The organism is Arthrobacter sp. B0427-1-12 (assembly GCF_059092905.1).
This window is the reverse complement of record NZ_JBNHIC010000020.1, coordinates 1-23,359: the sequence shown is the minus strand read 5'-3', so window position 1 is coordinate 23,359 and position 23,359 is coordinate 1. Positions and strand designations below refer to the sequence as shown.

Annotated in this window: 26 protein-coding genes and 3 pseudogenes; 14 read left to right on the top strand and 15 right to left on the bottom strand. The window is 63.8% G+C overall.

Annotation, left to right across the window (positions count from 1 at the left end):
* Positions 1–31: 31 nt before the first annotated feature.
* The 3 genes from AC5RWU_RS13145 to AC5RWU_RS13135 all read right to left on the bottom strand — a co-directional run bounded on the left by AC5RWU_RS13145 (position 32) and on the right by AC5RWU_RS13135 (position 2,087).
* Positions 32–511 (bottom strand): NfeD family protein, encoded by a 480-nt coding sequence (locus AC5RWU_RS13145; protein ID WP_494032557.1) that lies wholly within the window; start codon positions 509–511, stop codon positions 32–34.
* 106 nt (positions 512–617) lie between these two features.
* On the bottom strand, positions 618–1,466 hold the full coding sequence (locus AC5RWU_RS13140) for a putative RNA methyltransferase (RefSeq protein ID WP_494032556.1): 849 nt from the start codon (positions 1,464–1,466) through the stop codon (positions 618–620).
* A 27-nt stretch (positions 1,467–1,493) separates the two neighbouring features.
* The gene (locus AC5RWU_RS13135) at positions 1,494–2,087 is read right to left on the bottom strand and encodes a peptide deformylase (RefSeq protein WP_494032565.1); all 594 of its coding nucleotides are present in this window, start codon (positions 2,085–2,087) and stop codon (positions 1,494–1,496) included.
* A 656-nt stretch (positions 2,088–2,743) separates the two neighbouring features.
* Here AC5RWU_RS13135 and AC5RWU_RS13130 point away from each other — a divergent pair.
* From AC5RWU_RS13130 to AC5RWU_RS13100, 7 genes are all read left to right on the top strand, one after another.
* Complete coding sequence (locus AC5RWU_RS13130) at positions 2,744–3,217, top strand: hypothetical protein (protein ID WP_494032555.1); 474 nt, start codon at positions 2,744–2,746, stop codon at positions 3,215–3,217.
* 203 nt (positions 3,218–3,420) lie between these two features.
* Entirely contained in the window at positions 3,421–5,289 is a 1,869-nt protein-coding gene (locus AC5RWU_RS13125) for a tyrosine-type recombinase/integrase (RefSeq protein ID WP_494032554.1), read from the top strand.
* Positions 5,286–5,702, top strand: a complete 417-nt coding sequence (locus AC5RWU_RS13120) for a DUF6262 family protein (protein WP_494032553.1) — start codon at positions 5,286–5,288, stop codon at positions 5,700–5,702. The genes AC5RWU_RS13125 and AC5RWU_RS13120 overlap by 4 nt, the downstream gene beginning before the upstream one ends.
* A gap of 28 nt (positions 5,703–5,730) precedes the next feature.
* The gene (locus tag AC5RWU_RS13115; protein ID WP_494032552.1) at positions 5,731–5,955 is read left to right on the top strand and encodes a hypothetical protein; all 225 of its coding nucleotides are present in this window, start codon (positions 5,731–5,733) and stop codon (positions 5,953–5,955) included.
* A gap of 2 nt (positions 5,956–5,957) precedes the next feature.
* On the top strand, positions 5,958–6,290 hold the full coding sequence (locus AC5RWU_RS13110; protein ID WP_494032551.1) for a helix-turn-helix domain-containing protein: 333 nt from the start codon (positions 5,958–5,960) through the stop codon (positions 6,288–6,290).
* Between the two features lie 284 nt (positions 6,291–6,574).
* Positions 6,575–7,720 (top strand): hypothetical protein, encoded by a 1,146-nt coding sequence (locus AC5RWU_RS13105; RefSeq protein WP_494037021.1) that lies wholly within the window; start codon positions 6,575–6,577, stop codon positions 7,718–7,720.
* Positions 7,721–8,708: 988 nt separating this feature from the next.
* Positions 8,709–9,029, top strand: coding sequence for a hypothetical protein (locus AC5RWU_RS13100; protein WP_494032549.1), 321 nt, complete (start codon positions 8,709–8,711; stop codon positions 9,027–9,029).
* Positions 9,030–9,166: 137 nt separating this feature from the next.
* Here AC5RWU_RS13100 and AC5RWU_RS13095 read toward each other — a convergent pair whose 3' ends face one another.
* Positions 9,167–9,649: a GNAT family N-acetyltransferase gene (locus AC5RWU_RS13095; RefSeq protein WP_494032564.1), complete on the bottom strand. Its 483-nt coding sequence runs from the start codon at positions 9,647–9,649 to the stop codon at positions 9,167–9,169.
* Positions 9,650–9,770: 121 nt separating this feature from the next.
* Between AC5RWU_RS13095 and AC5RWU_RS13090 the strand changes: the two genes are divergently transcribed.
* Entirely contained in the window at positions 9,771–12,350 is a 2,580-nt protein-coding gene (locus tag AC5RWU_RS13090) for an AMP-binding protein (RefSeq protein WP_494032548.1), read from the top strand.
* Here the strand turns inward: AC5RWU_RS13090 and AC5RWU_RS13085 are convergent.
* The 7 genes and pseudogenes from AC5RWU_RS13085 to AC5RWU_RS13055 form a co-directional block, all read right to left on the bottom strand.
* Positions 12,335–12,808, bottom strand: a complete 474-nt coding sequence (locus tag AC5RWU_RS13085) for a VOC family protein (RefSeq protein WP_494032547.1) — start codon at positions 12,806–12,808, stop codon at positions 12,335–12,337. The two genes, AC5RWU_RS13090 and AC5RWU_RS13085, sit on opposite strands and share 16 nt — an antisense overlap.
* 144 nt (positions 12,809–12,952) lie before the next feature.
* Entirely contained in the window at positions 12,953–13,570 is a 618-nt protein-coding gene (locus tag AC5RWU_RS13080) for a transporter associated domain-containing protein (protein ID WP_494032563.1), read from the bottom strand.
* 9 nt (positions 13,571–13,579) lie between these two features.
* A pseudogene (locus AC5RWU_RS13075) lies at positions 13,580–13,648 on the bottom strand (hypothetical protein); the annotation flags it as partial.
* Between the two features lie 97 nt (positions 13,649–13,745).
* Positions 13,746–13,937, bottom strand: a pseudogene (locus AC5RWU_RS13070) (CNNM domain-containing protein); the annotation flags it as partial.
* Positions 13,938–14,070: 133 nt separating this feature from the next.
* Positions 14,071–14,184 (bottom strand): annotated as a pseudogene (locus tag AC5RWU_RS13065) (hypothetical protein); the annotation flags it as partial.
* A 128-nt stretch (positions 14,185–14,312) separates the two neighbouring features.
* On the bottom strand, positions 14,313–14,840 hold the full coding sequence (locus AC5RWU_RS13060) for a hypothetical protein (protein WP_494032546.1): 528 nt from the start codon (positions 14,838–14,840) through the stop codon (positions 14,313–14,315).
* Complete coding sequence (locus AC5RWU_RS13055) at positions 14,837–15,415, bottom strand: sigma factor-like helix-turn-helix DNA-binding protein (protein ID WP_494032545.1); 579 nt, start codon at positions 15,413–15,415, stop codon at positions 14,837–14,839. The genes AC5RWU_RS13060 and AC5RWU_RS13055 overlap by 4 nt, the downstream gene beginning before the upstream one ends.
* 100 nt (positions 15,416–15,515) lie before the next feature.
* On the opposite strand from AC5RWU_RS13055, the gene AC5RWU_RS13050 reads away from it, so the two are divergent.
* Together AC5RWU_RS13050 and AC5RWU_RS13045 are read left to right on the top strand one after the other, a co-directional pair.
* A complete protein-coding gene (locus AC5RWU_RS13050) occupies positions 15,516–15,884 on the top strand; it encodes a DUF3054 domain-containing protein (RefSeq protein WP_494032544.1) in 369 nt (122 codons plus the stop codon).
* A gap of 45 nt (positions 15,885–15,929) precedes the next feature.
* Positions 15,930–16,211 carry an Lrp/AsnC family transcriptional regulator gene (locus tag AC5RWU_RS13045; protein ID WP_494032543.1) on the top strand — a complete coding sequence of 94 codons (282 nt, stop codon included), beginning with the start codon at positions 15,930–15,932 and terminating at the stop codon, positions 16,209–16,211.
* 68 nt (positions 16,212–16,279) lie between these two features.
* On the opposite strand, the gene trpD is transcribed toward AC5RWU_RS13045, so the two are convergent.
* Positions 16,280–17,335: an anthranilate phosphoribosyltransferase gene (gene trpD, locus AC5RWU_RS13040; protein WP_494032542.1), complete on the bottom strand. Its 1,056-nt coding sequence runs from the start codon at positions 17,333–17,335 to the stop codon at positions 16,280–16,282.
* 148 nt (positions 17,336–17,483) lie between these two features.
* Between trpD and ctaE the strand changes: the two genes are divergently transcribed.
* The 4 genes from ctaE to qcrB all read left to right on the top strand — a co-directional run bounded on the left by ctaE (position 17,484) and on the right by qcrB (position 21,803).
* Positions 17,484–18,122, top strand: a complete 639-nt coding sequence (ctaE, locus tag AC5RWU_RS13035; protein WP_494032541.1) for an aa3-type cytochrome oxidase subunit III — start codon at positions 17,484–17,486, stop codon at positions 18,120–18,122.
* Positions 18,123–18,208: 86 nt separating this feature from the next.
* On the top strand, positions 18,209–18,997 hold the full coding sequence (qcrC, locus tag AC5RWU_RS13030; RefSeq protein WP_494032540.1) for a cytochrome bc1 complex diheme cytochrome c subunit: 789 nt from the start codon (positions 18,209–18,211) through the stop codon (positions 18,995–18,997).
* A gap of 85 nt (positions 18,998–19,082) precedes the next feature.
* Positions 19,083–20,114: a cytochrome bc1 complex Rieske iron-sulfur subunit gene (qcrA, locus tag AC5RWU_RS13025; protein WP_494032539.1), complete on the top strand. Its 1,032-nt coding sequence runs from the start codon at positions 19,083–19,085 to the stop codon at positions 20,112–20,114.
* A gap of 3 nt (positions 20,115–20,117) precedes the next feature.
* The gene (gene qcrB / locus AC5RWU_RS13020; protein ID WP_494032538.1) at positions 20,118–21,803 is read left to right on the top strand and encodes a cytochrome bc1 complex cytochrome b subunit; all 1,686 of its coding nucleotides are present in this window, start codon (positions 20,118–20,120) and stop codon (positions 21,801–21,803) included.
* A 632-nt stretch (positions 21,804–22,435) separates the two neighbouring features.
* Here the strand turns inward: qcrB and AC5RWU_RS13015 are convergent.
* The 3 genes from AC5RWU_RS13015 to AC5RWU_RS13005 form a co-directional block, all read right to left on the bottom strand.
* Complete coding sequence (locus AC5RWU_RS13015; RefSeq protein WP_494032562.1) at positions 22,436–22,678, bottom strand: SRPBCC family protein; 243 nt, start codon at positions 22,676–22,678, stop codon at positions 22,436–22,438.
* 96 nt (positions 22,679–22,774) lie between these two features.
* Positions 22,775–22,966: a hypothetical protein gene (locus tag AC5RWU_RS13010; RefSeq protein ID WP_494037020.1), complete on the bottom strand. Its 192-nt coding sequence runs from the start codon at positions 22,964–22,966 to the stop codon at positions 22,775–22,777.
* 23 nt (positions 22,967–22,989) lie between these two features.
* A complete protein-coding gene (locus AC5RWU_RS13005) occupies positions 22,990–23,073 on the bottom strand; it encodes a hypothetical protein (protein WP_494032561.1) in 84 nt (27 codons plus the stop codon).
* Between the last annotated feature and the right edge of the window lie 286 nt (positions 23,074–23,359).

The following is a 23,359-nucleotide window of genomic DNA, read 5'->3' as shown; positions in this document are numbered from 1 at the left end:
CCCTTCCGTAGTAGCGGTGTGGAACTGCTCATCATTGCGCCGGCAGGGGACCGCTGCTGTCCTCCGGTCCGCTGGTGACGACGGCGGTGGCGCCGTCGATGCGGGCGACGCTGACCCGCCGTCCGGCCGGAATCGCGGCGCCGTCCGCGGTGCGGGCGGACCAGGTATCGCCGCCGATTTTCACCATCCCGGAGTGGTCGGTCACCGGCTCGAGCGTCAGTGCGGCCTCGCCGATCAGGCGGTCGATGTTGGTCCGCTGCTCCCGCGGGCCGTTCCGCAGGTGCCGCATGGCAACCGGCCGGACGAGGACGATCATGAGCAGGGCGACGACGCAGAAGATGACGATCTGCAGGAAGAAGGCGGCGCCGAGGAAGGACGAGACCAAGGCCGCCAACGCGCCGACGGCCAGCATGATGAAGAACAGATCCAGGGTCATCATCTCGACGGCGGCAAGGACCAGGAAGAGCACCAGCCACACCGCCCAGCCATTATCAGCCAACCAATCCCACATCGAGTCCCCCTCCGCATAGTGCTGACGGTCCTACACCACCATCATGCCTGATGCCCGCGGTCTCACCTAGGGCGGCCGCGGCGGCCGCAAAAGTGGATTCAAATAGTTATCGTCGGCTGAACAGGGAGATGCTGAACCGTGCCGTCACCGGGGTCAGGCTGTCCTCCGGCGGCAACGTCTGCTCAAGCCTGCTCCTGTCCAAATGGCGGGCGGCCGGCCCCATGAGGGCTGCGTTCCGGATGTCCTGCCGACCTAAATCCAGGTGGACCTCCAGATTCCGCCGGTCCTGCAGCACAAACCCGTCGGCAAGCGTGCGCTGCAGATCCTCCTCCTTGCCCTCCGCAATGGACAGCAGCGAGGCGGCGTCGGCGATTTCGCCCAGGTGGCCGGGCCTCGGGACAACCACCGCCAGCACCCCGCCGGAGCGGAGGACACGGCTGAACTGGGTGGCGTTGCGGGGCGCAAACACGTTCAGCACCACGTCGATGCAGTGGTCCTTCAGCGGGAAGTCACGCCAGATGTCCCAGACCAGGCATGCTGTTCCGGGCAGGGCCTTCGCGGCGCGCCGCAGCGCGAATTTGGAGATGTCCATGGCAACGGCCGCTGCGGCCGGAAAACGGCCCTGCAGCCGGCTAAGGTAGTAGCCGGTGCCGGCCCCGGCATCCAGCAGCGCGGCGGCGTCCGGCACGGCCCGGCCCACCAGGCCGCCAACGGCATCCGCCAACGGGGCGTAGTGTCCGGCCGCCAGGAAGTCGACGCGGGCCTGGACCATCTCGGCCGTGTCGGCCTCGAACTCCGTGCCGCGGCCGGTCAGCAGGTTGAAATAGCCCTGCCTGGCCGCATCGAAACGGTGACCCGCGCCGCAGACCAGGGCAGCCGGCGTCGTACCTTCCCGCAGTGAAAGGTCCCCGGAACAAACGGGACAGCACAGGAGGGCGACGGGAAGCTGGGGCATGGATCCATCCTAGGCGGGCGGAACCGGTCAGAAGCCCAGCGCCCGCCGCGCCGCATCGGCCGTGGGCTGGGCCCAGCGGGCGTTGTACTCCGCATTGCAGACCAGTGAGCGCGTGTTCGCCCTGTCGATATAGATCGTGCCCTGCAGGTGGTCGGTTTCGTGCTGGACGATCCGCGCCGGCCAGCCGCGGAAATCCTGCGAGGCGGCGGTGCCGTCCGGGCGTGTGTAGGCCAGCCGGACGCTGTAGGCGCGTTCGACGACGGCCTGATACCCGGGGAAGGAAAGGCACCCTTCAAAGAACGACGCCGTCCGCTCACCGAGGGCGGTATAGCGCGGGTTGAGGATGGAAAAGTAGGGGAGCGGGGTCCGGCCGCGGGCTTCGGCGACGGCCGGATCGGTGCTGAAACGGTCCTCCAGCACCGCAAGCTGCAGCGGCACCCCCAGCTGCGGTGCCGCCAGCCCGACCCCGGGGGCGGCATGCATGACCCGGCGCATCAGCTGCAGGAACACATCGAGCAATTCGGTGTCCAGCTGGCCGTCGAACGGCACCGCCTGCTGCCTGAGCGCCGGGTGGCCCAGCTGGACGATCTGCGGCAGGTTCTCCTGGTCAAGCAGGGACATAACGCGGCCGCGGATGGCAGCGGAACTGGTGTCGATCACATCTGCCAGCTTACGCAGTCCGGCGGATGCAGGAACCCGGCCAGGGCTTATGTTATGTCAACCAAAGAGTCCGGAAGGGTGCCCAGAGGGAACGTACGGTGTGGAATTGGGCGGCGTCGTTGATCTACCTGTGCGTGCCCGGTGTCAATGCCGCCGTGCGGTGGCTGGAGGCTGACGGCATCAAAGTCATCAGCGGGCCGCAGCGCATCTTCCGTTATGCCGACGATGCACTGCGGCCCGGCGGGAACCACGGAACGCACGGCATTCATCAAGGACAGCGAAGGCAACACCGGCGGACTGATGAGTCAGCAGCCGGACAAGTAATCACCTTGTAACGTGCATTCGCCGCCGGTTTTGCGGGTGGTTTCATCGGCTTCCAAAAACGCCGATAATATACATTATGTCAAGTAAAGTCCGTGATGTTCGCATTGGATGCGAATAGACGTGTCCCCTGTTCCACCCCGAGTCCGCGGGCCTTTTGCGCGTCCTTGGAGCCGGACGCAGTCAGGCAGGAAGCCTGGCATGCGGCCCTGTCGGGGCTTAGGTTCACCGCCTGACCTGCGGTTTCACTGACCTGCTGGCTTCTTCTCGCATTTAGTGCGAGGATTTCGCACATTATGCGAATCATGTCTGCCGGGGTGCCGGAGCATCTGAGGGCCGGTGCGGGCCTGCTCAACGCCGAGGAAACCGTGTGGCTGGCAATGCTCGATGGCTGGGCTGCCCAGCAAATGAGCAGGAATCTTTCCGCCGGAACCGTGGAGCACCGGAGGGCGGATGTGGTGCGGTTTAGGCGCTTCGCCGACGCCTACCCGTGGGCGTGGAATGTGGCGGTCGTTGATGAGTTCTTCCTTGAATTGCGGGCGCTGCGTGGAGCTGCCCATACAACGGTGCTGGGTTATCAGAGTTCGCTGCGCCTGTTCCTGGAGTTCCTGACGGATCCGGCGTATGGCTGGGGCGAACTGTGCTGGAAGCGTTTCGGGGAGCATCCGGCCCAGGTGTTCCATGAGTGGAACACGGCCCGGCATTCGCAGCCGACGATGGGACGGCCAGGCAGGCGCCCCTTCACCCGTGATGAGCTGCACGTACCGTGAAGGGGTTCTGCAAGGGCCATTACAGGCGCTGGCTTGAGCGGGGACGCCCTGAGCTGGAGTCATTCCTCGGCAGTCCCGGGCCGTTGCCCGTGGGTATGGGCCCGCTGGCAGCATGCACCGTCTCCGGGTGTCGCTTCGGCTCGGCAAGACGTGGCCTCTGCGTCCGTCATCACGGATTCTTCGAGCGCTCCGGCGAGACTGACATGAGCGTCTGGCTCGCCCTGCTCGCCCCGGAAGACGCGGGCGGGCGACGGGAATGCCGCCTCTCCTTCTGTGATCTTTGGGCGCAAGGCAACTCGCCGTTCTGCCTGAACCACAAGTCCCGCTGGCACGCCATCGGCGCACCAGATGTCGATGATTTCGTGGCCCGGTGCGAGAGCATCGGCCATGACCGCTTCGATTTCCGCTGCCTGCACGACCGGCCCCAGTTGCGGCTTGAGCTCCAGCACGCGCTGCAATGCCGCTATGAGGAACGGCGAACGAATACCCGCGCCTCTGTCGTGATGCCCGTGATCCGGCTCGTCGGTGACAGCGGCGTCACCTCGTTGCTGGAGTGGGATCTTGACCAGTGGGCAGAGTTCTATGGCGCCGGCCGCGCCGGGCGCAGCCACCGCCACAACGGACAACTCGCGTTCCTGCGCTTCGCCTACACCCGGCTTGAAGACCTCGCCGCCGGCGTCGGCTGGGAATCCGAGTTCGACCGCGACGTCTGGGCCCTGCACCGGCTCGGCTTCAATGGCACCCGCGGCAAGCTTCGGTTCGATAAGATCCCGCAACCGCGGCTGCGCACGCTGGCCAAACGCTTCGTCCGCTGGCGGTTGACCAGCGGTAGGGAGATCCTTCAAGCCCGCATCGACGTCCTCGCTCTGAACCGATTCGCCGCGTTCCTGGCTCGCGTCCTGCCCGGCACCGAGAGCCTGACTTGCATCGACCGTGCCCTGTTGGAGCGCTTCCTCGCGGAGCTTGCCCGGGACACCCGGGCGGTGACCTCCCGGGGCCGCGACGTCAGCTCCCTCAGCGCCTTCTTCGCTGCGATCCGCCGGCACGGCTGGGCCGAGGATCTGCCGGCATCGGCGGCCTTCTATCCTGAAGACTTCCCGAGGCCCGCAAAACGTCTGCCGCGGGCACTTGCCGATCACGTCATGGCGCAACTGGACCAGCCCGACAACCTCAAGAAGTGGACCAGTCCCGACAGCAGGCTCCTCACGCTGATCCTGATGCGCTGCGGCCTGCGCGTCGGGGACGCCTGCAACCTGGCCTTGGACTGCGTGGTCCGTGACGGCGACACAGCCCCCTACCTGAGGTATCTGAACCGAAAGATGAAACGCGAAGCCCTGGTCCCCCTCGACGAGGAAGTCCACGCCGCCATCATCGACCAGCAACGACGCGTTCGTGAACGGTTCCCCGGAGGCAGCGGCTGGCTGTTCCCGGCACCGAAGATGAACCCCGACGGAGTCAAGCCGCTGACCACGCACTCCTACCGCGGGCAGCTTGACGGTTGGCTGGAACGCTGCGACATCCGCGACGAACACGGCCAGCCGGTACACCTGACCCCGCATCAATGGCGGCATACCTTCGGAACAACACTGATCAACCGCGACGTCCCGCAGGAAGTTGTCCGGGTCCTTCTGGACCACACGTCCGCTGAGATGACCGCCCACTACGCGCGACTGCACGACACGACCGTCCGCCGTCACTGGGAGAACGCCCGCAAGGTCAACGTCAACGGCGAAACGATCACCGTCGACCCGGCAGGACCACTGGCCGAAGCCAGCTGGGCGAAGCAGCGCGTCGGACGCGCGACGCAGAGCCTGCCGAACGGGTTCTGCGGGCTGCCTGTCCAGAAGTCCTGCCCGCACGCGAATGCATGCCTGACCTGCCCAATGTTCGTCACGACCGCCGAGTTCCTCCCCCAGCACCGCGAGCAACGACGCCAGACCGTCCAACTCCTGACCGCCGCCGAAGCACGGGGACAGACACGCCTGATCGAGATGAACCAGGCCGTGCTGGGCAACCTGGACCGCATCATCACTTCCCTCGACGCCCCAGAACCAGCGCAGGAGACCGGATGAGCCGCCCCGACAACAGCAGACATTTGGTCAAAGCCGCTCAGCAGCGCGCCGCCTACACCCGAGCCAAAGCCGTCCAGGCACTGCGCAGCCTGCACGCCGAGGGCCGCCCGATCACTTTCGACGCCGTTGCCAAACACGCCGGCGTCTCCCGCTCCTGGCTTTACACCCAACCCGATCTCCGCGCCGAAATAGAACACCTCCGCGAAAACACAACGGAACCGAACTCTCCACCGGTTCCCGAACCCCATCGGGCAAGCAGCGCCTCCCTGCGGCAACGACTCGAAGCCGCCAACGACCGCATCCGACGCCTCACCGACGAGAACCAGCGCCTGCACCAGCAACTCGCCTACGCCCTCGGGCAACGCCGCCGGGAACCGGCCGGTTCAAAACCCCGGAGCATCGCGGACGCATAACGATTACACCCCGACGAAAGGACAACCAATGCCACCGTCATCCACGTCATGGACGCCGCCCTCAACACAAAACCGCAGGCCAGAGGGCCACAACGGTGAGGAACTCAAGATAATCCAGCAGCAGGTCGGCCACGAGCATGGCTCCACCACCTCCATTTACACCGGGGTCTCCCCCGACTACCGCAACCGGATCGTGGCCAATGCCATCAACTCCCTGGCAGGAACCATCATGGAGAGAAAGGAAGGGAGCTAATCATGGAACGCACCATCGACTACGGCTGGCGGCTGCGGGAACTCATGGCGGCCCGCGGCCTGAACACCATCGCGGACCTGCTCCCCCACCTCGCCGACCGCGGCATCCATCTGTCCAACTCACAGATCTACCGCCTCATCGGCAACCGCCCGGAACGCATGAGCCTCAAGCTTCTGGGCGCCATTCTGGACACCCTCGATTGCACCTTTGAGGAGCTCTGCCCCGTCACCGTCGCCGCTGAACCCACACGGATCCGTACCGGAACGACGGGAGAAGCACCCCGGAACAACGAGGCGATCCGTCCCGTGCGGGCGCGCGTGAGACGTGATCCATGAAGCCATGCGTCCGCTGCGAGCAGCCCAGCCACCGCACGGGAGCAAGTTGGCCGGAGGGCACCATCTGCCGGCGCTGCTTTCAACAGGCCACGCGAAAACACGGCACCTGCCCGGGATGCCAATCGACGAGGCTCCTGCCAGGCCTGCTCGACGGGCAGCCGGCCTGCACAGACTGCGCGGGCATCCCGCAGGACTTTCGCTGCCCGCGCTGCGGACGCGAAGACGAGCCGGCCCGGGACAGACTCTGCTCCCACTGCGTGCTCAGGGACGAACTCACCCATCTCATGGATGACCGGAACGGTCAGATCGCCAAGCCGTTGGTGCCGCTGCTCGAAGCCCTGACGACGCAGCAGAACGCACGCAGCGCCAGGACCTGGCTGGCCACGAACAGCCCTTCAGCAACTCTTCTTTCCGACATAGCCAAAGGCGCCAAGCCCTTGAATCACGGGACCTTCACGGGACACCCCCAGCCGGGGAAAGTGTCCTTCCTGCGTGAACTCTTCGTCGAACACGGCCTGCTGAACGGATACCACAAGGACATCGAAGCCTACGAAACCTGGCTCGAAACCAAACTCTCCGCCCTCACGGCAGGAAACTCCAGCCTGATCAGACGCTACGGCAAGTGGGCCCATCTGAACCGCATGCACCATCTCGCCGAAACCGGCAAGCTGCGCAAAGGGACCCTGCTCTCCGCCAGACAGTCCACAACGGCAGCCATCGAATTCCTGGGCTTCCTCACCAGCCGCGAAACCGACCCGGGCCAATGCCGTCAGCAGGACATCGACGACTGGCTGGCGTCCGGTCCAACCACACGCTCCCTGGCCCGAACCTTCGTCCGTTGGGCCATCAAACACCACTACATGCCCAAGCTGAATTTTCCGTACCGGACCGCCCAGACATCCCGAATCATCAGCCAGGAAAAGCGGCTCGACCTCATCCACCAGGCCGTCGGCGAAGGAAGTGTCGGGCTTAGCCCCGCTGATCAAGCGGCAGCGATCCTCCTGCTCGTCTATGGACAACCACTCGCCCGGATCGCACGGCTGCGCCGACGCCAGCTCAAGTCAGTCAACGATCTGACGACCTTGACCATCGATACGGAGGAACTCACTATCCCGGCTCCGTTCGACGCGGTCTTCAGCACGCACCTGGCCTCGCTTCCGCATCAAACCACTTCAGCCCACGCCGGCGAAACCTGGCTATTCCCCGGCCAGCGCCCCGGCGAACACATCCATCAAAACACCCTCATGAACCGGCTCAGACGCAGCGGCATCGACCTCTTAGGAGCAAGGAACGCCACCCTCCGCTCCCTCGTACTCGAAATCCCGGCGCCGCTGGTTGCCGAAGCCTTCAACTACAGCTACCAAGTCACAGAAAAACACCGCCGGGCCTCGGGCGCAGCGTTCATGGACTACATCGCCGCACGTTCTTAAGTGATATCAGCTGGCTGCCTTCCGTCGGCGACGACGCCTAATACTTCATCGGCATCCCGGATGCGCGTCAGAACAGGCGGGTCCGGAATACAGAGGCCAGACACTTAGGTCGAAGTGGGGGTGAATTCGCCGGCCGTCAGACGCTCCCCCCGTGGCGGCCTATCTGCCTGCTTCCGGGCACCTCCACCTGCAACCAGCATCGGTGCTCCAGACGTCTTCCGCTGGATCCCCCAGGATTCCGGAACTTCACGAATTGCCGGCTGCGCATGTTGCCCTCAGCAGGCAGCCATCGGCTTTTCGACAGAAACCGCCGAACCACTTTTAGAAACGATGAGATTTAAAGGCAACGAGCTGGATTGCGGGAATGCGCGGGAGGTCTTCCGGCAGAAATATCTTGACACATTGCGGTATTCGGCGGTGCTCCGGTTGCGGACCGCGACGGCTTCAAGAACCCACCTTATTCGCGGCCTGTCCGCACCGATGAATGATTCGGCCACAATTCATAGAAAGCCATAAAGACAAGCTATTCCACGGGCCTGTCCGGAATTAAATCCACGGCATAACAATTGCTCACACTAATACCCCTCACCACAATGCTAATTGCGCCCAACTGTCCAGACCGAGATAGGAATTCCGGCATGCAAGTGGAGAAATGTCGGTATTCCAGCTTCTGCAGGGTGCGGGGACATGGGCACTGCCTGTCCTGAGCTCCCCTCGCCGCTCACCTTATTAATCAATGGGCGTCTAATTACCCAGGACCTTCTGCATCTGAAACCCAGATGAAAATTCTCTCATCAAATTCTCATGTTCCTCTCATTATTCATTTTATCAACTTTTTCCCAAGAATTTGCTGGCATAAATGACACATGGGGATTTCGGAACAGAATCCGGAAATAGGATCCAGGTCCCGACGACTGGAACCATTGGTTTTCTTTCCGCCCCGACAGGATGCCGGACCGGCACACAGAACTCATGGATGGAGAAGGCAATGAACAGCAAGACCAGGCAGATTATCGGATCCGTCGCCGTAGCCGGCGTTTTTCTCGCCGGCGGCTTGACCGCAGCTCAGGCGGCCACCGATGACGCAGTTGCAGAGACCGAGATTGAGACCATCAACGACGACAAGGGTGTACATGAGCCCGGACACGTCGATGTTGGAGACGTCCCCGAAGTTGCGGGTGACGAGGTTGCGGGTGACGAGGTTGCGGACGAAGCCGAAGTTGCGGACGAAGCCGAAGTTGCGGACGAAGCCGAAGTTGCGGACGAAGCCGAAGTTGCGGACGAAGCCGAAGTTGCGGACGAAGCGTAAATCCTGACCGGCTGTTTCCCGATCCAAGAGGGCCCTGTTCACCGCGGGGCCCTCTTCGCTGTGCAGTCAGAAACAGGTTCCTGATGTGCTGAACCAACGGGGTGTCCATGGCAACAAGCAGCTGTGGCGGCCGCCGGTCAGGGACAAACGTGCGGTGCGGTTCTGAGGTCGAGTGTCATGAAGACGCTGTTCGGGTCGGGCCGGTAGTCGGCGAAAGGTGGGCATTCCGTAAAGCCATGGCTGCTGTAGAGCAGCCGGGCCGGGGCAAAGAACTCCTGGGACCTGGTCTCGAGGCTCACCCGCTCAGACCCGCGATGGCGTGCCACATCGAGAATGTGGGTGAGCATGCGGGTGGCTATTCCGCGTCTGCGGGCGGCCGGCGCGGTACGCATGGACTTGATCTCTCCCTCCCCGCGCGTCAGTTCCCTGAGCGCTCCGCAGCTCAGGAGCGTGTGCCCGTCCCGAACTGTCCAGAACGTGATGCTGGGTGCGGCCAGCCCGGCACCGTCCAGGGCATGCACGCTCTCCGCCGGCGAAATCGCGAGCATGTCGAGGAGATGCTCGTTCAACAATTGCCTGGTGTCACTGCGAAGCGGCGTATCGAGTTCGATCCGCATCAACATCCTTTCTCCAGGCGGTTTTCCTCCGGGTGGTACCCGCTCCAAAACAATAGACTGACGCCTCCCGTAACGTCTCTTCGTCGACTGTACTAAGGTCAGCCTTTCTTATTACAGTTCTGCGGTGACCAATCTTGACCTTGCGGGGGTTTCCTTCGCGGCCGACCTGGCCCGGCACGGAGACCGTCCCGCGGCCGTTACCGGCGACCGAATCCTGACCTACAGGGAGCTCGCCGGCCGCGTCGACGCCGTCGCGGCCAGCCTGGGCCCAGTACGGCGGTTGGTGGTGCTGGAGGCCGCCAACGATGTGGACTCGCTCGTCGCATATCTGGCGGCCTTGGTCTCCGGCCACCCGCTGATCCTTGCTCCGGCGGATAAGCCTGCCGTCCTGGAGTCGCTCGTCGCCGCCTACGATCCGGACGTCATCGTGCGTCCGGGGAACGGGGAACCCCGGCTGGAGGAGCGGCGTCCCGGCACGTGCCACGACCTGCACCCCGACCTCGCTCTGCTCCTGAGCACTTCCGGGTCGACCGGCTCCCCCAAGCTGGTGCGGCTCTCGCACCGCAACATTCAGTCAAACGCCGAGGCGATTGCCGAGTACCTGGACATACGGCCTGACGACCGCGCCGCCACGACGCTGCCCATGAGCTATTGCTACGGTCTCTCGGTCATCAACAGCCATCTCCTTCGCGGGGCGGGCCTGGTGCTGACGGAACTGTCCGTCGTCGACCCGTGCTTCTGGGAGCTATTCCGCAGCCAACATGCGACGACGTTCGCGGCCGTCCCGTACACCTTCGAACTGCTCGAACGGGTGGGTTTCGCCGGGATGGACCTGCCGAACCTGCGTTACGTGACGCAGGCCGGCGGCCGGCTCGGTCCGGAGAAGGTGCGCCACTACGCTGAGCTCGGCCGCCGGTCCGGCTGGGACCTAGTCGTGATGTACGGCCAGACCGAGGCGACAGCCCGGATGGCCTACCTTCCCCCGCAGCTGGCGGCATCCAATCCGGAGACCATCGGCATACCGGTACCCGGCGGCGATTTTCGCATCGACCCCGTGCCCGGGCTGGACGACGGCGAACTGGTCTACACCGGTCCGAACGTCATGCTCGGCTATGCCGAGGACCCGGGCGACCTCTCGCTGGGCCGCACCATCGAGGAGCTGCGCACCGGCGACCTTGCCCGGAAGCAGCCCAATGGTTTGTACCAGGTGGTGGGCCGGCGCAGCCGGTTCGTCAAGATCGTGGGCCTGCGCATCGACCTCGGGCAGGTGGAGCGGATCCTTGACGAGTTCGGTCTATCCGCTGCCAGCGCCGGGTCCGATGAACGATTGGTCGTGGCCATCGAAGGCGACAACGATCCCGATCTGCTCCGCAAGGTGCTGGCCCGGAACCTCGGGCTGCCGCGGGCAGCTGTGGAGGTTCACGCCGTTGAACGGCTCCCCCGCCTGCCCACCGGCAAGCTTGACTATCCCGCTGTCCTGGCCCTCGCCCAGCCGCACCAGGACGTGCCGGCACCCGGGCACACCCCGGCCGAAGGGCCGGAAGACATCAAAAGGATCTTCGCTGAAGCACTTGAGTGTCCCGAGGTGAGGGACGACAGCACATTCGTCTCGCTCGGCGGTGACTCACTGTCCTATGTGGCGGCCTCCGTCCGGCTGGAAAAGGCACTGGGACACCTCCCGCCGGACTGGCACGTCACACCCATCCGGGACCTGGCGCCCCGTCCGCAACCCGTCCGCCGCACACGCAGGCTTTTCGCCCGCCTGGAGACCGGCATCGTCCTCAGGGCGGCGGCGATCGTTTTCATCGTCAGTACCCATGTCCAGCTCTTCAGCTGGCCCGGCATGGCGCACGTACTCATGGCAGTCGCCGGGTACAACTTCGCGCGGTTCCAGCTCGCGGGCGAGCGGCTTCCCCGTCTGCGCCGGCAGCTGCGCAGCCTGGGCCGAATCGTCGTGCCCAGCGTGGTTTTCATCGCCGCTGCCTATTTGGTGACTGACAACTACACGCCGGCCAACATCGTGCTCCTCAACGCCCTCGTCGGGCCGGAGGCGGTGACAACCCAATGGCACTTCTGGTTCATCGAGGTGCTTGTCTACACCCTCGTGGCCATGGCGGCGCTGCTCGCCGTGCCGTGGGTCGACCGCGCCGAACGGCGCTTTCCGCTTGCCTTCCCGCTCGCCCTGGCCGCCATCGGGCTGCTGCGCCGCTTCGAGATAGTGGATCCCGGCCTGCCGAATACCGGCCCGGTGCTGTGGCTCTTTGCTCTGGGATGGGCGATTGCGCGGACCCGCACCATGCTGCAGCGGTGCGCTGTGTCGGCCATCGCAGTGCTAACTGTCCCGGGCTTCTTCGAGAACCCTGCCCGCGAGGCGACGCTCCTGGCCGGGCTCCTCCTGCTCATCTGGCTGCCCGCCGTTCCCGTCCCCGCCGGGGTCCGCCGCCTCACGGAACTGCTGGCGAACGCTTCACTGTATGCCTACCTCACACACTGGCTGGTCTTTCCCCCGCTGGCGGCCATCCACCCGGCGCTCGCGGTGGCCGCATCGCTGGCAGCAGGAGTGGCATACTGGGCGCTGTCCATGCAGCTGATGGGCGCCGCGCGCCGGTGGTGGAAAAGCACGACGACGGCCCGCCCGAACGTCCCAGGCCCCCCGGAGCAGCCACGCTCAGCGGCGGCGCTGCCGGATCACGCTCCGTCGTAGGCCTTTTGCAGTTCCGCGATGTCGAGTCTCTTCATCTGGAGCATTGCCTGCATCGCGCGCTGCGATTTCTCCGGGTCCGGTCCGGCCACCAGTTTCTCCAGGACGGTGGGTACTATCTGCCAGGACAGTCCGTACCGGTCCTTCAGCCAGCCGCACGGTCCTTCCTCGCCGCCTTCAGAGAGCTTGGCCCAGAAGTGGTCTACTTCTTCCTGGGTTTCGCAGCTGACCTGGAAGGAAACTGCCTCATTGAACCTGAACTCGGGGCCGCCGTTAAGGGCGGTGAATTCCTGTCCGTCCAGCTCGAAACTGACGGTCATGACCTCCCCCGCCGGCCGTGGACCAGCTTCGCCGTAGTGGGCGACCTCCAGGACCTTCGAGTTCCTGAAAACCGAGGTGTAGAACCGAGCCGCCTCTTCACCTTGCGTATCGAACCACAGGCAGGGGGTAATCTTCGGCATGGTGCTTCGTCCTCTCATGACGGTGAATCTTCATGGTCCAGGGATCCGAGCGGGGATCGTGACGATCCCGCGTTGAGCGTAGCGCCGCCCACCGGCGCAGCCAACCATCCGGCGCCCGGCCGGGTGCCGCCGTCGTACATCCATTCAGCGGGGGGTGACGCGGACCCGTCCGATCCGCAGCCCGTGCATGGAGATGACCCTCAGGTCATAGCCTGGGATCTCCACTGTGTCTCCGACCGCCGGGATCCTGCCCAGCCGCTCCAGCATGAAGCCGCCGACAGTTTCATAATCGCCTTCCGGAAGGCCCACATGGGCAAGCTGGTCCAGCTCCTGCAGGATCAGCCCGCCGTCGACGTCCACTGCACCTCCGGACATCCGCACCGTGTCTTCGGGCTCGTCGCCCTGGTCGTACTCGTCATAGATCTCGCCCACGAGTTCCTCCACGAGGTCCTCCCGCGTGACGATGCCGTCGGTGCCGCCGTATTCGTCGGCGACCACAGCAATGTGCTGGCCCTCCCTGCGCATTCTGGACAGTGATGGCAGCACCCTGTTCGTCCCGGGTAGGAGCAGGATGGGCCGAACGACATCCGCTACGGTCGCCGGTCCCCCGGTTCGGGCCACCTCCGGTTCAGTACCTTCCCGCAGCCGCAGGAGATCACGCAGATGAATGAGCCCCAGCACATCGTCCCTGGTTTCCCCGATCACCGGATACCGGGAATACGGTAAATCGGCGACGAGGCTGCGGGCCTGTTCGACCGTCATCCGTCCTTCGAGGAAGCGGACGTCCGTGCGGGGGCTGCATGATCTCGCGGAGCCGTCGGTCGCCTGCCGTGAATACATCGGACAGGATCACCCTGCTGTCCTCTTCCAGGGCTTCATCGTCGGCCACCATGCCCGACAGTTCCTCCGGGCGGACCCGTCCTGATTTCGCCGAAGGGTCGCGGCCGAGCAAGCGCATCAGCAGGTTCGTGGAGGCTGAGAGCAGCCACACCACGGGCCGCATCACCACGGACAGGGCATGCAGCGGCGTGCCGACCATTCTGGTAAAGCCGGCTGCGCGCTGCATGGCCAGCCGCTTGGGAACCAGTTCCCCAAGGACCAGCGAGAGATAGGCAATGATCAGCGCCACGCCGACAAAAGGCACCGTGGCTGCGGTGCCCGGTCCCAGGCCCAAGGATTCGAGGATCGAAGCAACGTCGGGGGGCAATCGTGGAAGCGCCGTAGGCAGCGGAGAAGAAACCGGCGAGGGTCACCCCGATCTGGACGGTCAAGAGGAAGCGGTTGGGATTCCTGGCCAGCTCCGCTGCACGGGCGCCGCGGCTGCCCCTGCGCTCGATCTGCCGGATCCGGCTCTCGTGCAGCGACACCAGGGCCATTTCCGTTCCGGCGAACAGACCTCCGATGAGCACGAAGAGCACCGCAATAGGGAAGTTCAGCAGCGTTTCGCCGTCCATGGCATGAATCTGCTGAATGCGGCAACGAGCCGTGCCGCCACGGTCCTGAGCTACAGATTAAGGAAAGCGATGCCCGCCGCGGCTGCGGCCCACAGGACGCTGGCGAAAGTGCCGAGGATAAAGCGTTCCGCTGCCCCTGACTTGCCCAGTTCCGAATAACGGCCTAGGCCCTTGACGGCCAACACGACAGCCAGTCCCTCCGGCCAGTGGGCCAGCAGCGTGACGCTGATGGCCGTCCGCTCCAGGACCCCTATCCAGGCTCCCCCGCGCAGGACTGGCGCTTCCTCCACATCCTCGGTCTTGTGTTCGGGGTGTTCCTTGTTAAAGGAAACCTGCAGGATCGCCACCGTAACGGGCCCGCCGCCCAGGGCAGCAGCCAGGACCGCAAGCGGGTAGACCACTTCAGCGACGGAGTCCGTGCCCAGCACGCCGAACATGGCAGCCAGTCCCAGCAGCGCCAGCAGGACCGGAACCACGAAGCGGTGCTGGGCCATCCGTGACCCTTCGAAGCGTTTGAAGTAGAGGGGTGCCGCAATCACCGCCGTCAGTATCAGCGCGATCATGCTGGCTACAGTCATTCGTTCGCCTCCTGCAAAAGCCGTACTGCCGTACTGCGGACCCGGCGGTCTTCGAACCAGAGCCCTGAACGCAGCCGGCTCGACACGGCCTGCTGGCTGATCGCCAGGCGTTCAGCCACCTGCTGCTGCGTGAGCCCCTGTTCCTGCAGTTCGCCGGCCTCCACAGCGGCTGCGCTGCGCCGGAGGGCCAGTGCACCAAGAAGCTGAAGCACCGCATCAACATCATTGCATCTGGGGCTGACACCATGGACGCAGATGCGTCCGGACGCGTTCTTGGCTTCCGTCACTGCGGAGCGGGCGTGCTCGAACGCCGGACCGGCACCGGCCCGCGTACTTTCCGGAAGCGGCTCCCGGACCGGACCGATTCCGATGCCGACACTCCAGTGGCCGGTGGCGGCCAGCATGAGTGCAATCCTCACCACCGTTCCAGCATCGTCGAGGACGCCCTGGACTTCGTCTCCGGCGGTCCGCTCGAAGGGTCGAAGGGTCGGCAGCGCGGCGTCGGAATTAAGCCTGCGCAGCAGGCCTTCCACGAGATCCTCACCGCTACGGGAGCCACGCTGATCTATCGTCATGACGTACATGGACACAACCCCAAAGTATTGTTGATCGATTCACAAGCCTATAATTTTGTATTTAGGGAAACAAGTTCAGCCGGACGACTACCCTTGGCATATGGCCTTCATCGCACTCATCCTCGACCTTGCCGTCGTCGTCCTCTTCGCTGCGCTGGGACGGGACACCCATGAACGCGGCCTGGATGCGTTGGGCGTGCTGGCGACGGCATGGCCATTCCTGGCAGCCGCCGGCGCTGGCTGGCTGGTGATGCGCGCCTGGCGCAGGCCGTGGGCACTCTGGCCCACCGGCGTCGTCGTCTGGCTGCTGACCGCCGTCGGTGGGCTCGCGCTGCGCGGACTGACCGGCGGCGGGCTGGCCTTCAGTTTCCAGCTGGTGACCTTTGCGGTCCTTGGCGTCTTTATCCTGGGTCATCGGTTCATTGCGCTGGGAATCATGAAATGGGCCAGGCGTCCCCGGATGAACTAGTCTCAAAGCATTGGACAACGGTCCCCGAGCGCGAAAGGACACAGCATGGCAACCGCGATTATCTTCATCAAGACAGAACCCACAAGGATCCCGGAAACAGCCCAGGAAATATCGGAGCTGGAGGGGATCAGCGAGGTCTACTCCGTAACCGGCGAGTGGGATCTGATTGCCATCGCGCGGGTCCGGAAACATGAGGAACTGGCTGATGTCGTCGCGGACCGGCTCTCCAAGGTCGAAGGCATCCAGGAAACCGTCACCCAAATCGCATTCCGGGCCTTCTCCCAGCACGATCTGGACGCCGCTTTTTCCCTGGGCGTCGAGGACTGACCAGAACCAGACGCGAAAGGAGCGGGCCCCCGTGCCGGGGGCCCGCTCCGCTTACGTTAAAGCCAAATCTACTGCGTAGCCGCAATCCACTTGTCGAGGACGCTCCGGGCGGCACCGGTATCGATGGACTGCTCGGCCCGGGCTGCGGCCGCGCGGAGCCGGTCCACCAAGGAGCCCTCGGCCTTTTCGTCGAGGGCCACCAGGCCGGCGGCAGCATTAAGTACGACGGCGTCACGTACGTGGCCGCGCTGGCCCGCCAGTACATCGCGCACCACCTGGGCATTATGGGCGGCGTCGCCGCCCCGCAGGTCCGCCACGGTACCGCGCGGGATCCCGATCGACTCAGGATCGAATTGCTCGACCTCCACTTTTCCGTTCCGGACCTCCCACACGGTCGAAGGGCCGGTGATCGTGAGTTCGTCGAGTCCGTCCTCGCCCCGGAACACGAGCGCCCTGCTCCCCCGGTTTGCCAGCACGCCGGCAATAAGCGGAGCGGTATGGGCGTCGGCGCATCCGATCGCCGAAGCAGCAACATGGGCGGGGTTCGTCAGCGGGCCAAGGAAATTGAAGGCCGTGGCAATGGCCATCTCCTTACGGGCAACAGCCGCATGCCGCATGGACGGGTGAAACATATTGGCAAAGCAGAACGTGATGCCCGTCTGCTCGATGACGGCGGCAACGCGGTCAACCGGCAGATCAAGATGGACGCCCAGGGCCTCGATCACGTCGGCGGAACCCGAAGACGAAGACGACGCACGGTTGCCGTGCTTCACCACCCTGGCTCCAGCTCCGGCACAGACGATCGATGCCATCGTGGAGATGTTGACGGTGTTCAGGCGATCTCCGCCGGTGCCGACGATATCCAGTGCGGGGCCTTCGATCGAAATCGGCTTGGCATTGTCCAGCATGGCCTCCACCAGGCCGCTCAGTTCCTCGACGGTTTCCCCCTTCGCCCGAAGCGCCACGAGGAACGCCGCGGTCTGCACCGGAGTTGCCGCTCCTTCCATGATGGTGTTCATGGCCCACCGGGTATCGCCGGCAGTGAGGTCCCGGCCCGAAATCAGGGCCGTCAGCAGGGGTGGCCATGTCTGGAGAGGTTGAACTGAGTTGGAAGAGGTCGTCACAGACCAAGATTATCTACGAATTGTAGAAACAGCTTGTTTGTGAAGTTTGGCGTGTTTCCGCGGAATCCTGCAGCTTTCGGAAACTTAAGGCGCGCCACGCTCGTTCCGGCATTGGTGAACTCACAGTTTTTATAGACATAATGTCCTTGTGACAACTGCGACCCATGCCCCCAGTACCCCGGCGCACCCGACGCTGAACCGCCCGAATCTGGTTTCCGTAGGAACCGTTGTGTGGCTGTCCAGCGAGCTGATGTTCTTCGCCGGGCTTTTTGCCATGTATTTCACGCTCCGCAGCACCTCCGGTGAAATGTGGGCCGAGGAGACCGCCAAGCTGAACGTCCCGTTCGCGCTGGCCAACACCATCGTCCTCGTCTCCAGCTCCTTCACCTGCCAGTTTGGTGTCTTCGCCGCCGAGCGTCTGCAGCCCCGCCGGATTGGCGGTGTGTTCAATATTGCCAAGTGGGGCATGATCGAATGGTTCCTGCTGACCTTCGTCCTGGGCGCCATCTTCGTCTCGGTCCAGGCCTACGAGTACGCGATGCTCGTCTCCGAGGGCGTGTCCGTCTCGTCCAACGCCTACGGGTCGGCCTTCTACATCACCACGGGCTTCCACGGCCTGCACGTGATCGGCGGCCTGATCGCCTTCCTGTTCATCATCGGCCGCGCCTACCTAGCCAAGCGTTTTGGCCACTTCGAAGCCACATCCGCCATCGTCACGTCCTACTACTGGCACTTTGTCGACGTCGTCTGGATCGGCCTCTTCCTCGTCATTTACTTCCTGAAGTAAGCCTTACTTGACTCGTTTTCTACACGAGGCAGAATTTCAAGAAGTCTCACAGAAGCACTCGCATCACAGAAGTTAGGAATCCAAAGGTGAAGGCACTTTCGCAGAAGCGACGCCACCCTCTAGCGGCAATAGCACTGCTGCTCATGGGGCTGCTGATCACAGGCGGCCTGTACGCGGTAGCCAGCACGGCCAATGAAGCCAAGGCCCAGGATGCCTTCTCCGCCTCCGACGTCAGCGAAGGTGAAAAGCTCTTCATCGCCAACTGCTCCACCTGCCATGGCCTGGAGGCCGAGGGCACCCAGGCGGGTCCGTCGCTGATCGGTGTAGGTGCCGCTGCGGTCGACTTCCAGGTCGGCACCGGCCGCATGCCCATGCAGATGCAGGGCCCGCAGGCCCAGGCGAAGCCCGCTCAGTTCAATGAGGAGCAGACCCGGCAGCTGGCTGCCTACGTTGCTTCCCTCGGCGCGGGCCCGGAAATTCCCGGCGAGGAGATCCTGGATGCTGAGCAGGGCGACCCTGCCGCGGGCGGCGAGCTCTTCCGCGTCAACTGCGCCATGTGCCACAACGCCGCGGCAGCCGGCGGCGCACTGACCCGGGGCAAGTTCGCTCCGGCCCTGGATGGCGTCAGCGAGAAGCACATCTATGAGGCCATGGTCACTGGTCCGCAGAACATGCCGGTCTTCAGCGACGCCAACATCACCCCTGAGGGTAAGCGCGACATCATCGCGTTCCTGAAGACGATTGAGGCACAGGGCTCCCCCGGCGGCGCCGACCTCGGCTCCCTCGGCCCGGTATCCGAAGGCCTCTTCCTCTGGATCGCCGGCCTGGGCGTCATCATCGCCTTCACCATCTGGCTGACCTCGCGGTCTTCCTAACCAATTGTCACGGCATCACTCGCTGCCCAACACAGAAGTCAAAGTAACTTGCTAATGCAGAATCAACAGAAGGATGAGGGGGATAATGGGCGACCATAGTCACGGCAGTCCGAATGCCTCGGGCACCGTCGCTAAGGCTGGCCAGAGCGTTGCGGAGAAGTTCCAGGATCCTGGACTACCGCCGCACCGCCCTCGGTTAACTGACACGGATCCCCGGGCCGAAAAGCGCGCCGAACGACAGGTTGCGGCGCTCTTCGCAGTCTCGATGATCGGAACGCTGCTTTTCTTCTACGCGTACTTCTTCATCGAGCTCGACCAGACCATCAGCACTCTGCGCCTGCAGAACCTGTTCCTGGGTCTCGGTACCGCGTTCGCCATGCTCGGCATCGGCGTCGGCATTGTGCACTGGGCCAAGACGCTCATGCCGGACCATGAGGTCATGGAGGACCGCCACGAGATCCGCAGCGAAGAGGACCGCGTCATCGCTGAAAAGATGGTCAACGAGATCATCGAGGAAACGGGCATCAAGCGCCGTCCGCTGATCCGGAACACCCTGCTGGGTGCCATGGTCCTGGCCCCGCTGCCGGCAATCGCGATCTTCCGTGATCTGGACGACTCGGATCTGAGCGTCGACCGCCTGCGCCACACGATGTGGGACACCGGCGTCCGCCTGACCCGTGACCCGGACGGCACGCCGATCCGCGCTTCCGATGTCACCATCGGTTCCGCATTCCATGTCATTCCGGAGGGCCTGAACGAAGCCGAGCACAAGCTCGAGGAAAAGGCCAAGGCCGTCGTCCTCGTCATGCGTCTGAACCCAAGGGACCTCAACCCGTCTCCCGGACGCGAGGACTGGGCCTATAACGGCATCGTCGCCTACTCCAAGATCTGCACGCACGTCGGCTGCCCTGTGGCGCTGTACGAGCAGCAGACCCACCATCTGCTCTGCCCCTGCCACCAGTCGACCTTCGACGTGACGCAGGAAGCTAAGGTCATCTTCGGCCCGGCGGGACACGCCCTGCCGCAGCTTCCGATCACGGTCGATGACGAAGGCTACCTGGTTGCCCAGAGCGATTTCCACGAACCCGTTGGACCGAGCTATTGGGAGCGTGGCTAATCCATGAGCACTCCTTCAGCATCTGAAACCTATGTACCGAAGACCAAGGTCGGCCGCATCACCGACTTCGTCGACCAGCGCGTCGGCGGTTCCGGGATGGTCCGTGAATTCGGACGGAAGATCTTCCCCGATCACTGGTCCTTCATGTTCGGCGAAGTTGCGCTGTACTCCTTCGTCATCCTGCTGCTCTCCGGAACGTTCCTGACCTTCTTTTTCGATCCGTCGATGGCGGAAACGCACTACGAAGGCAGCTATATTCCGCTGCGTGGCGTCGAAATGTCCGTGGCGTACCAGTCGACCCTGGACATCTCCTTCGACATCCGCGGCGGCCTGTTCATGCGCCAGGTACACCACTGGTCAGCGCTGCTGTTCGTTGCCTCTGTGTCGGTGCACATGCTCCGCGTGTTCTTCACCGGTGCCTTCCGCAAGCCGCGTGAGCTCAACTGGGTCGTCGGCTGCATACTGCTGATCCTGGCCCTGGCCGCCGGCTTCACGGGCTACTCCCTGCCTGACGATCTGCTGTCCGGCAACGGCCTGCGCATCATTGACGGTGTCATCAAGGCCATTCCAGTGGTCGGCACCTACATTTCCTTCTTCCTGTTCGGCGGGGAGTTCCCGGGCACCGACATTGTCGGCCGCCTGTACGTGCTGCACATCCTGCTGGTTCCGGCCCTCATCTTGCTGATGATCGTGATCCACCTGTTCATGGTCGTGCTGCACAAGCACACCCAGTACCCGGGTCCGGGCCGCAACAACCACAATGTGGTCGGCTACCCGGTGGGTCCGGTTTACGCAGCGAAGGCGGGCGGGTTCTTCTTCATCGTGTTCGGTGTCGTGGCCCTGATGGCGGCCAACTTCCAGATCCTGCCAATCTGGGACTACGGCCCCTACGACCCCTCTCCCGTCTCGGCCGGTACCCAGCCTGACTGGTACATCGGCTGGGTCGACGGTGCACTGCGCCTGATGCCGGGTGTTCTGGGTAACTTCACCTTCGAATGGATCATCCCGTTCCCTTGGGGCGATAACACCCTGGTCCTGAATGTGCTGCTGCCTGCCCTTGTTCCCGCCGGCCTGCTGTTCGCCCTGATGTTCGCCTGGCCCTGGATCGAACGCTGGGTCACCAAGGACTACCGCGAACACCACATCCTGGACCGTCCGCGCAACGCCCCGACCCGCACCGGCATCGGTGTCGCCGGAGTCATTTTCTACTGCGTCATGTGGGCGGCCGCCAGCTCCGACCTGATTGCTACGCACTTCCTGGTTTCGCTGAACGATGTCACGTACTGGCTGCGGGCGCTGTTCTTCCTCGGCCCGATCATCGGCTTTGTGGTGACCCGGCGTATCGCACTGGCACTGCAGCGCAAGGACCGTGAGATTGCACTCCATGGACGCGAGACCGGACGAATCGTCCGTCTCCCCCACGGTGAGTTCATCGAGGTTCATGAGCCGCTGAGCGAGTACAAGCGCTACCGGTTGGTCAGCTTCGAGTCTCCGGAGGTTCTGCCGGCTCAGCCGGACGCCAACGGAAAGATCTCGCGGAAGGAACGGCGCCGTGCATGGCTGTCCCGCTTCTTCTTCGAAGACCGCGTTGCTCCGGTGACACCGGCCGAGCTGGAGGCAGCACACGCCCATGGCCACCATGAGGCCATCGAGGCGGAGAGCGACAAGGCCGGACTTCCCCTGCACTGATTCCCGGTAAACCAACCGGTAATCCGCAGAAATGAGGGCGGTCAGGATCTCCTGACCGCCTTCACCTGTATCTGCGCACCCGGCCAAGGCATTCTCCAACGCCTGCTGAAGTGCCGTCCAGCGTTGTTCCCCGACTGGCTGGTCGACCTGCAATCCCCGTCCGTTACTCCGCGGGGTCGGGTATGTCCCGTTACGTGGACGCCACTCTCGCCGAGCTACGCGTACACGGCACCAGTGTTGTACACGGTAGGAACACCGCTACGGCCATTCCGAAACCTCGACGAGAACCGGGAGACGTGACCCGGAAAACGGTGAGCCGTTCTACCGTCCCATAAGGGGAACGCTGAGCAAGCGGTTTCCCGGGCGGGTATAGTACGACCTGAGCTGGCCAATTCCACTACTGCCAGCCGGTGTCTTGGGTGAGGACACCGCGGCAAGCGGACGTGCTTACGGCGGTCCTCACCCGCGCCGGAGGTCCCGACTATACGGACCTGACTCGCCCCATCGGCCGATCCCTCAGCGGGCGACCTGGGACTGTCCTAGGTAGTCCCTGAGGGAAACGCGCACCTCCTGCCATCCGTCGTAGAAGCTCCCATCGCCCTTGGTCCCGACGACGCCGCGCAGCTCGAATGTCATGCGTGTGCCTTCGTGAACCGGCTCAAGGGTGATTGTAATGACTGGAGTGTCATCTGGGTCGCCGTTCGGGTGCCCCAGGTGAACACGAGGCGCTCGAACGGGGCGACTTCGCGGTATACACCGCCGGCGACTCCCCTGTCGCCCGTGGCTTCGTTCACCATCGTGTACATGTAGCGGCCACCCACCCGCGCGTCGATTTCTACTGTTTCTCGGGTGTGCTCGCTCCCCGTGGATGCCACCACTGCGCTGCGGAGTCGGGGTCCGTCCACCCCTTCCAGATCTGTTCGGGGTCGCTTCGAACGTGCGGACGAGCGTGAAACCCTTGGACGCGTCGATCATCGCTGCTCTCCTTCTCCATGGTCATCGGTCTCGCGATCGTGTTCACGGCGGTTCCTGAGATGCTCGTCAAGCAGGTCGAACCGCTCGGTCCAGTCAGCGCGCTGTTGCTCCGTCCACGCGGCTGCCTCATCCAGGCAGGCGGTCGCGAGCGTGCAGTCGTTCCACTGCCCTCTCCGGTCTCGTGCCACGAGCCCCGCCTTCTCGAGCACCGTCAGATGCTGCGAGACGGGGGTCTGCTGATCGGATAGTGCTCCGCCAGATCACTCACGGTGAGGGGGCCGTTTTGAAGTCGCATGAGGATGTTGCGGCGCGTCGGATCCGCCAATGCGGCGAACGCCATACTGAGGCGGTCCCGAGCGGCCATGAAAGCACCGTCTTACCGTAAGCGATCGCTTACAAACCAGCCCGGTGAGTGTGTTAACGCCGACCGAAAATAGGGCCGTTTTTGCCAACTGAAAATGGGGCCACGGGGTTGTGGTTCTATTGTGCGGTCCGGACACATGGGTGACAGTTCGTTAGCGGGACATCCCTGACACTCTTGCACAGATGAGAGTGATGAGCGTGAATGACCGATGGCTGGA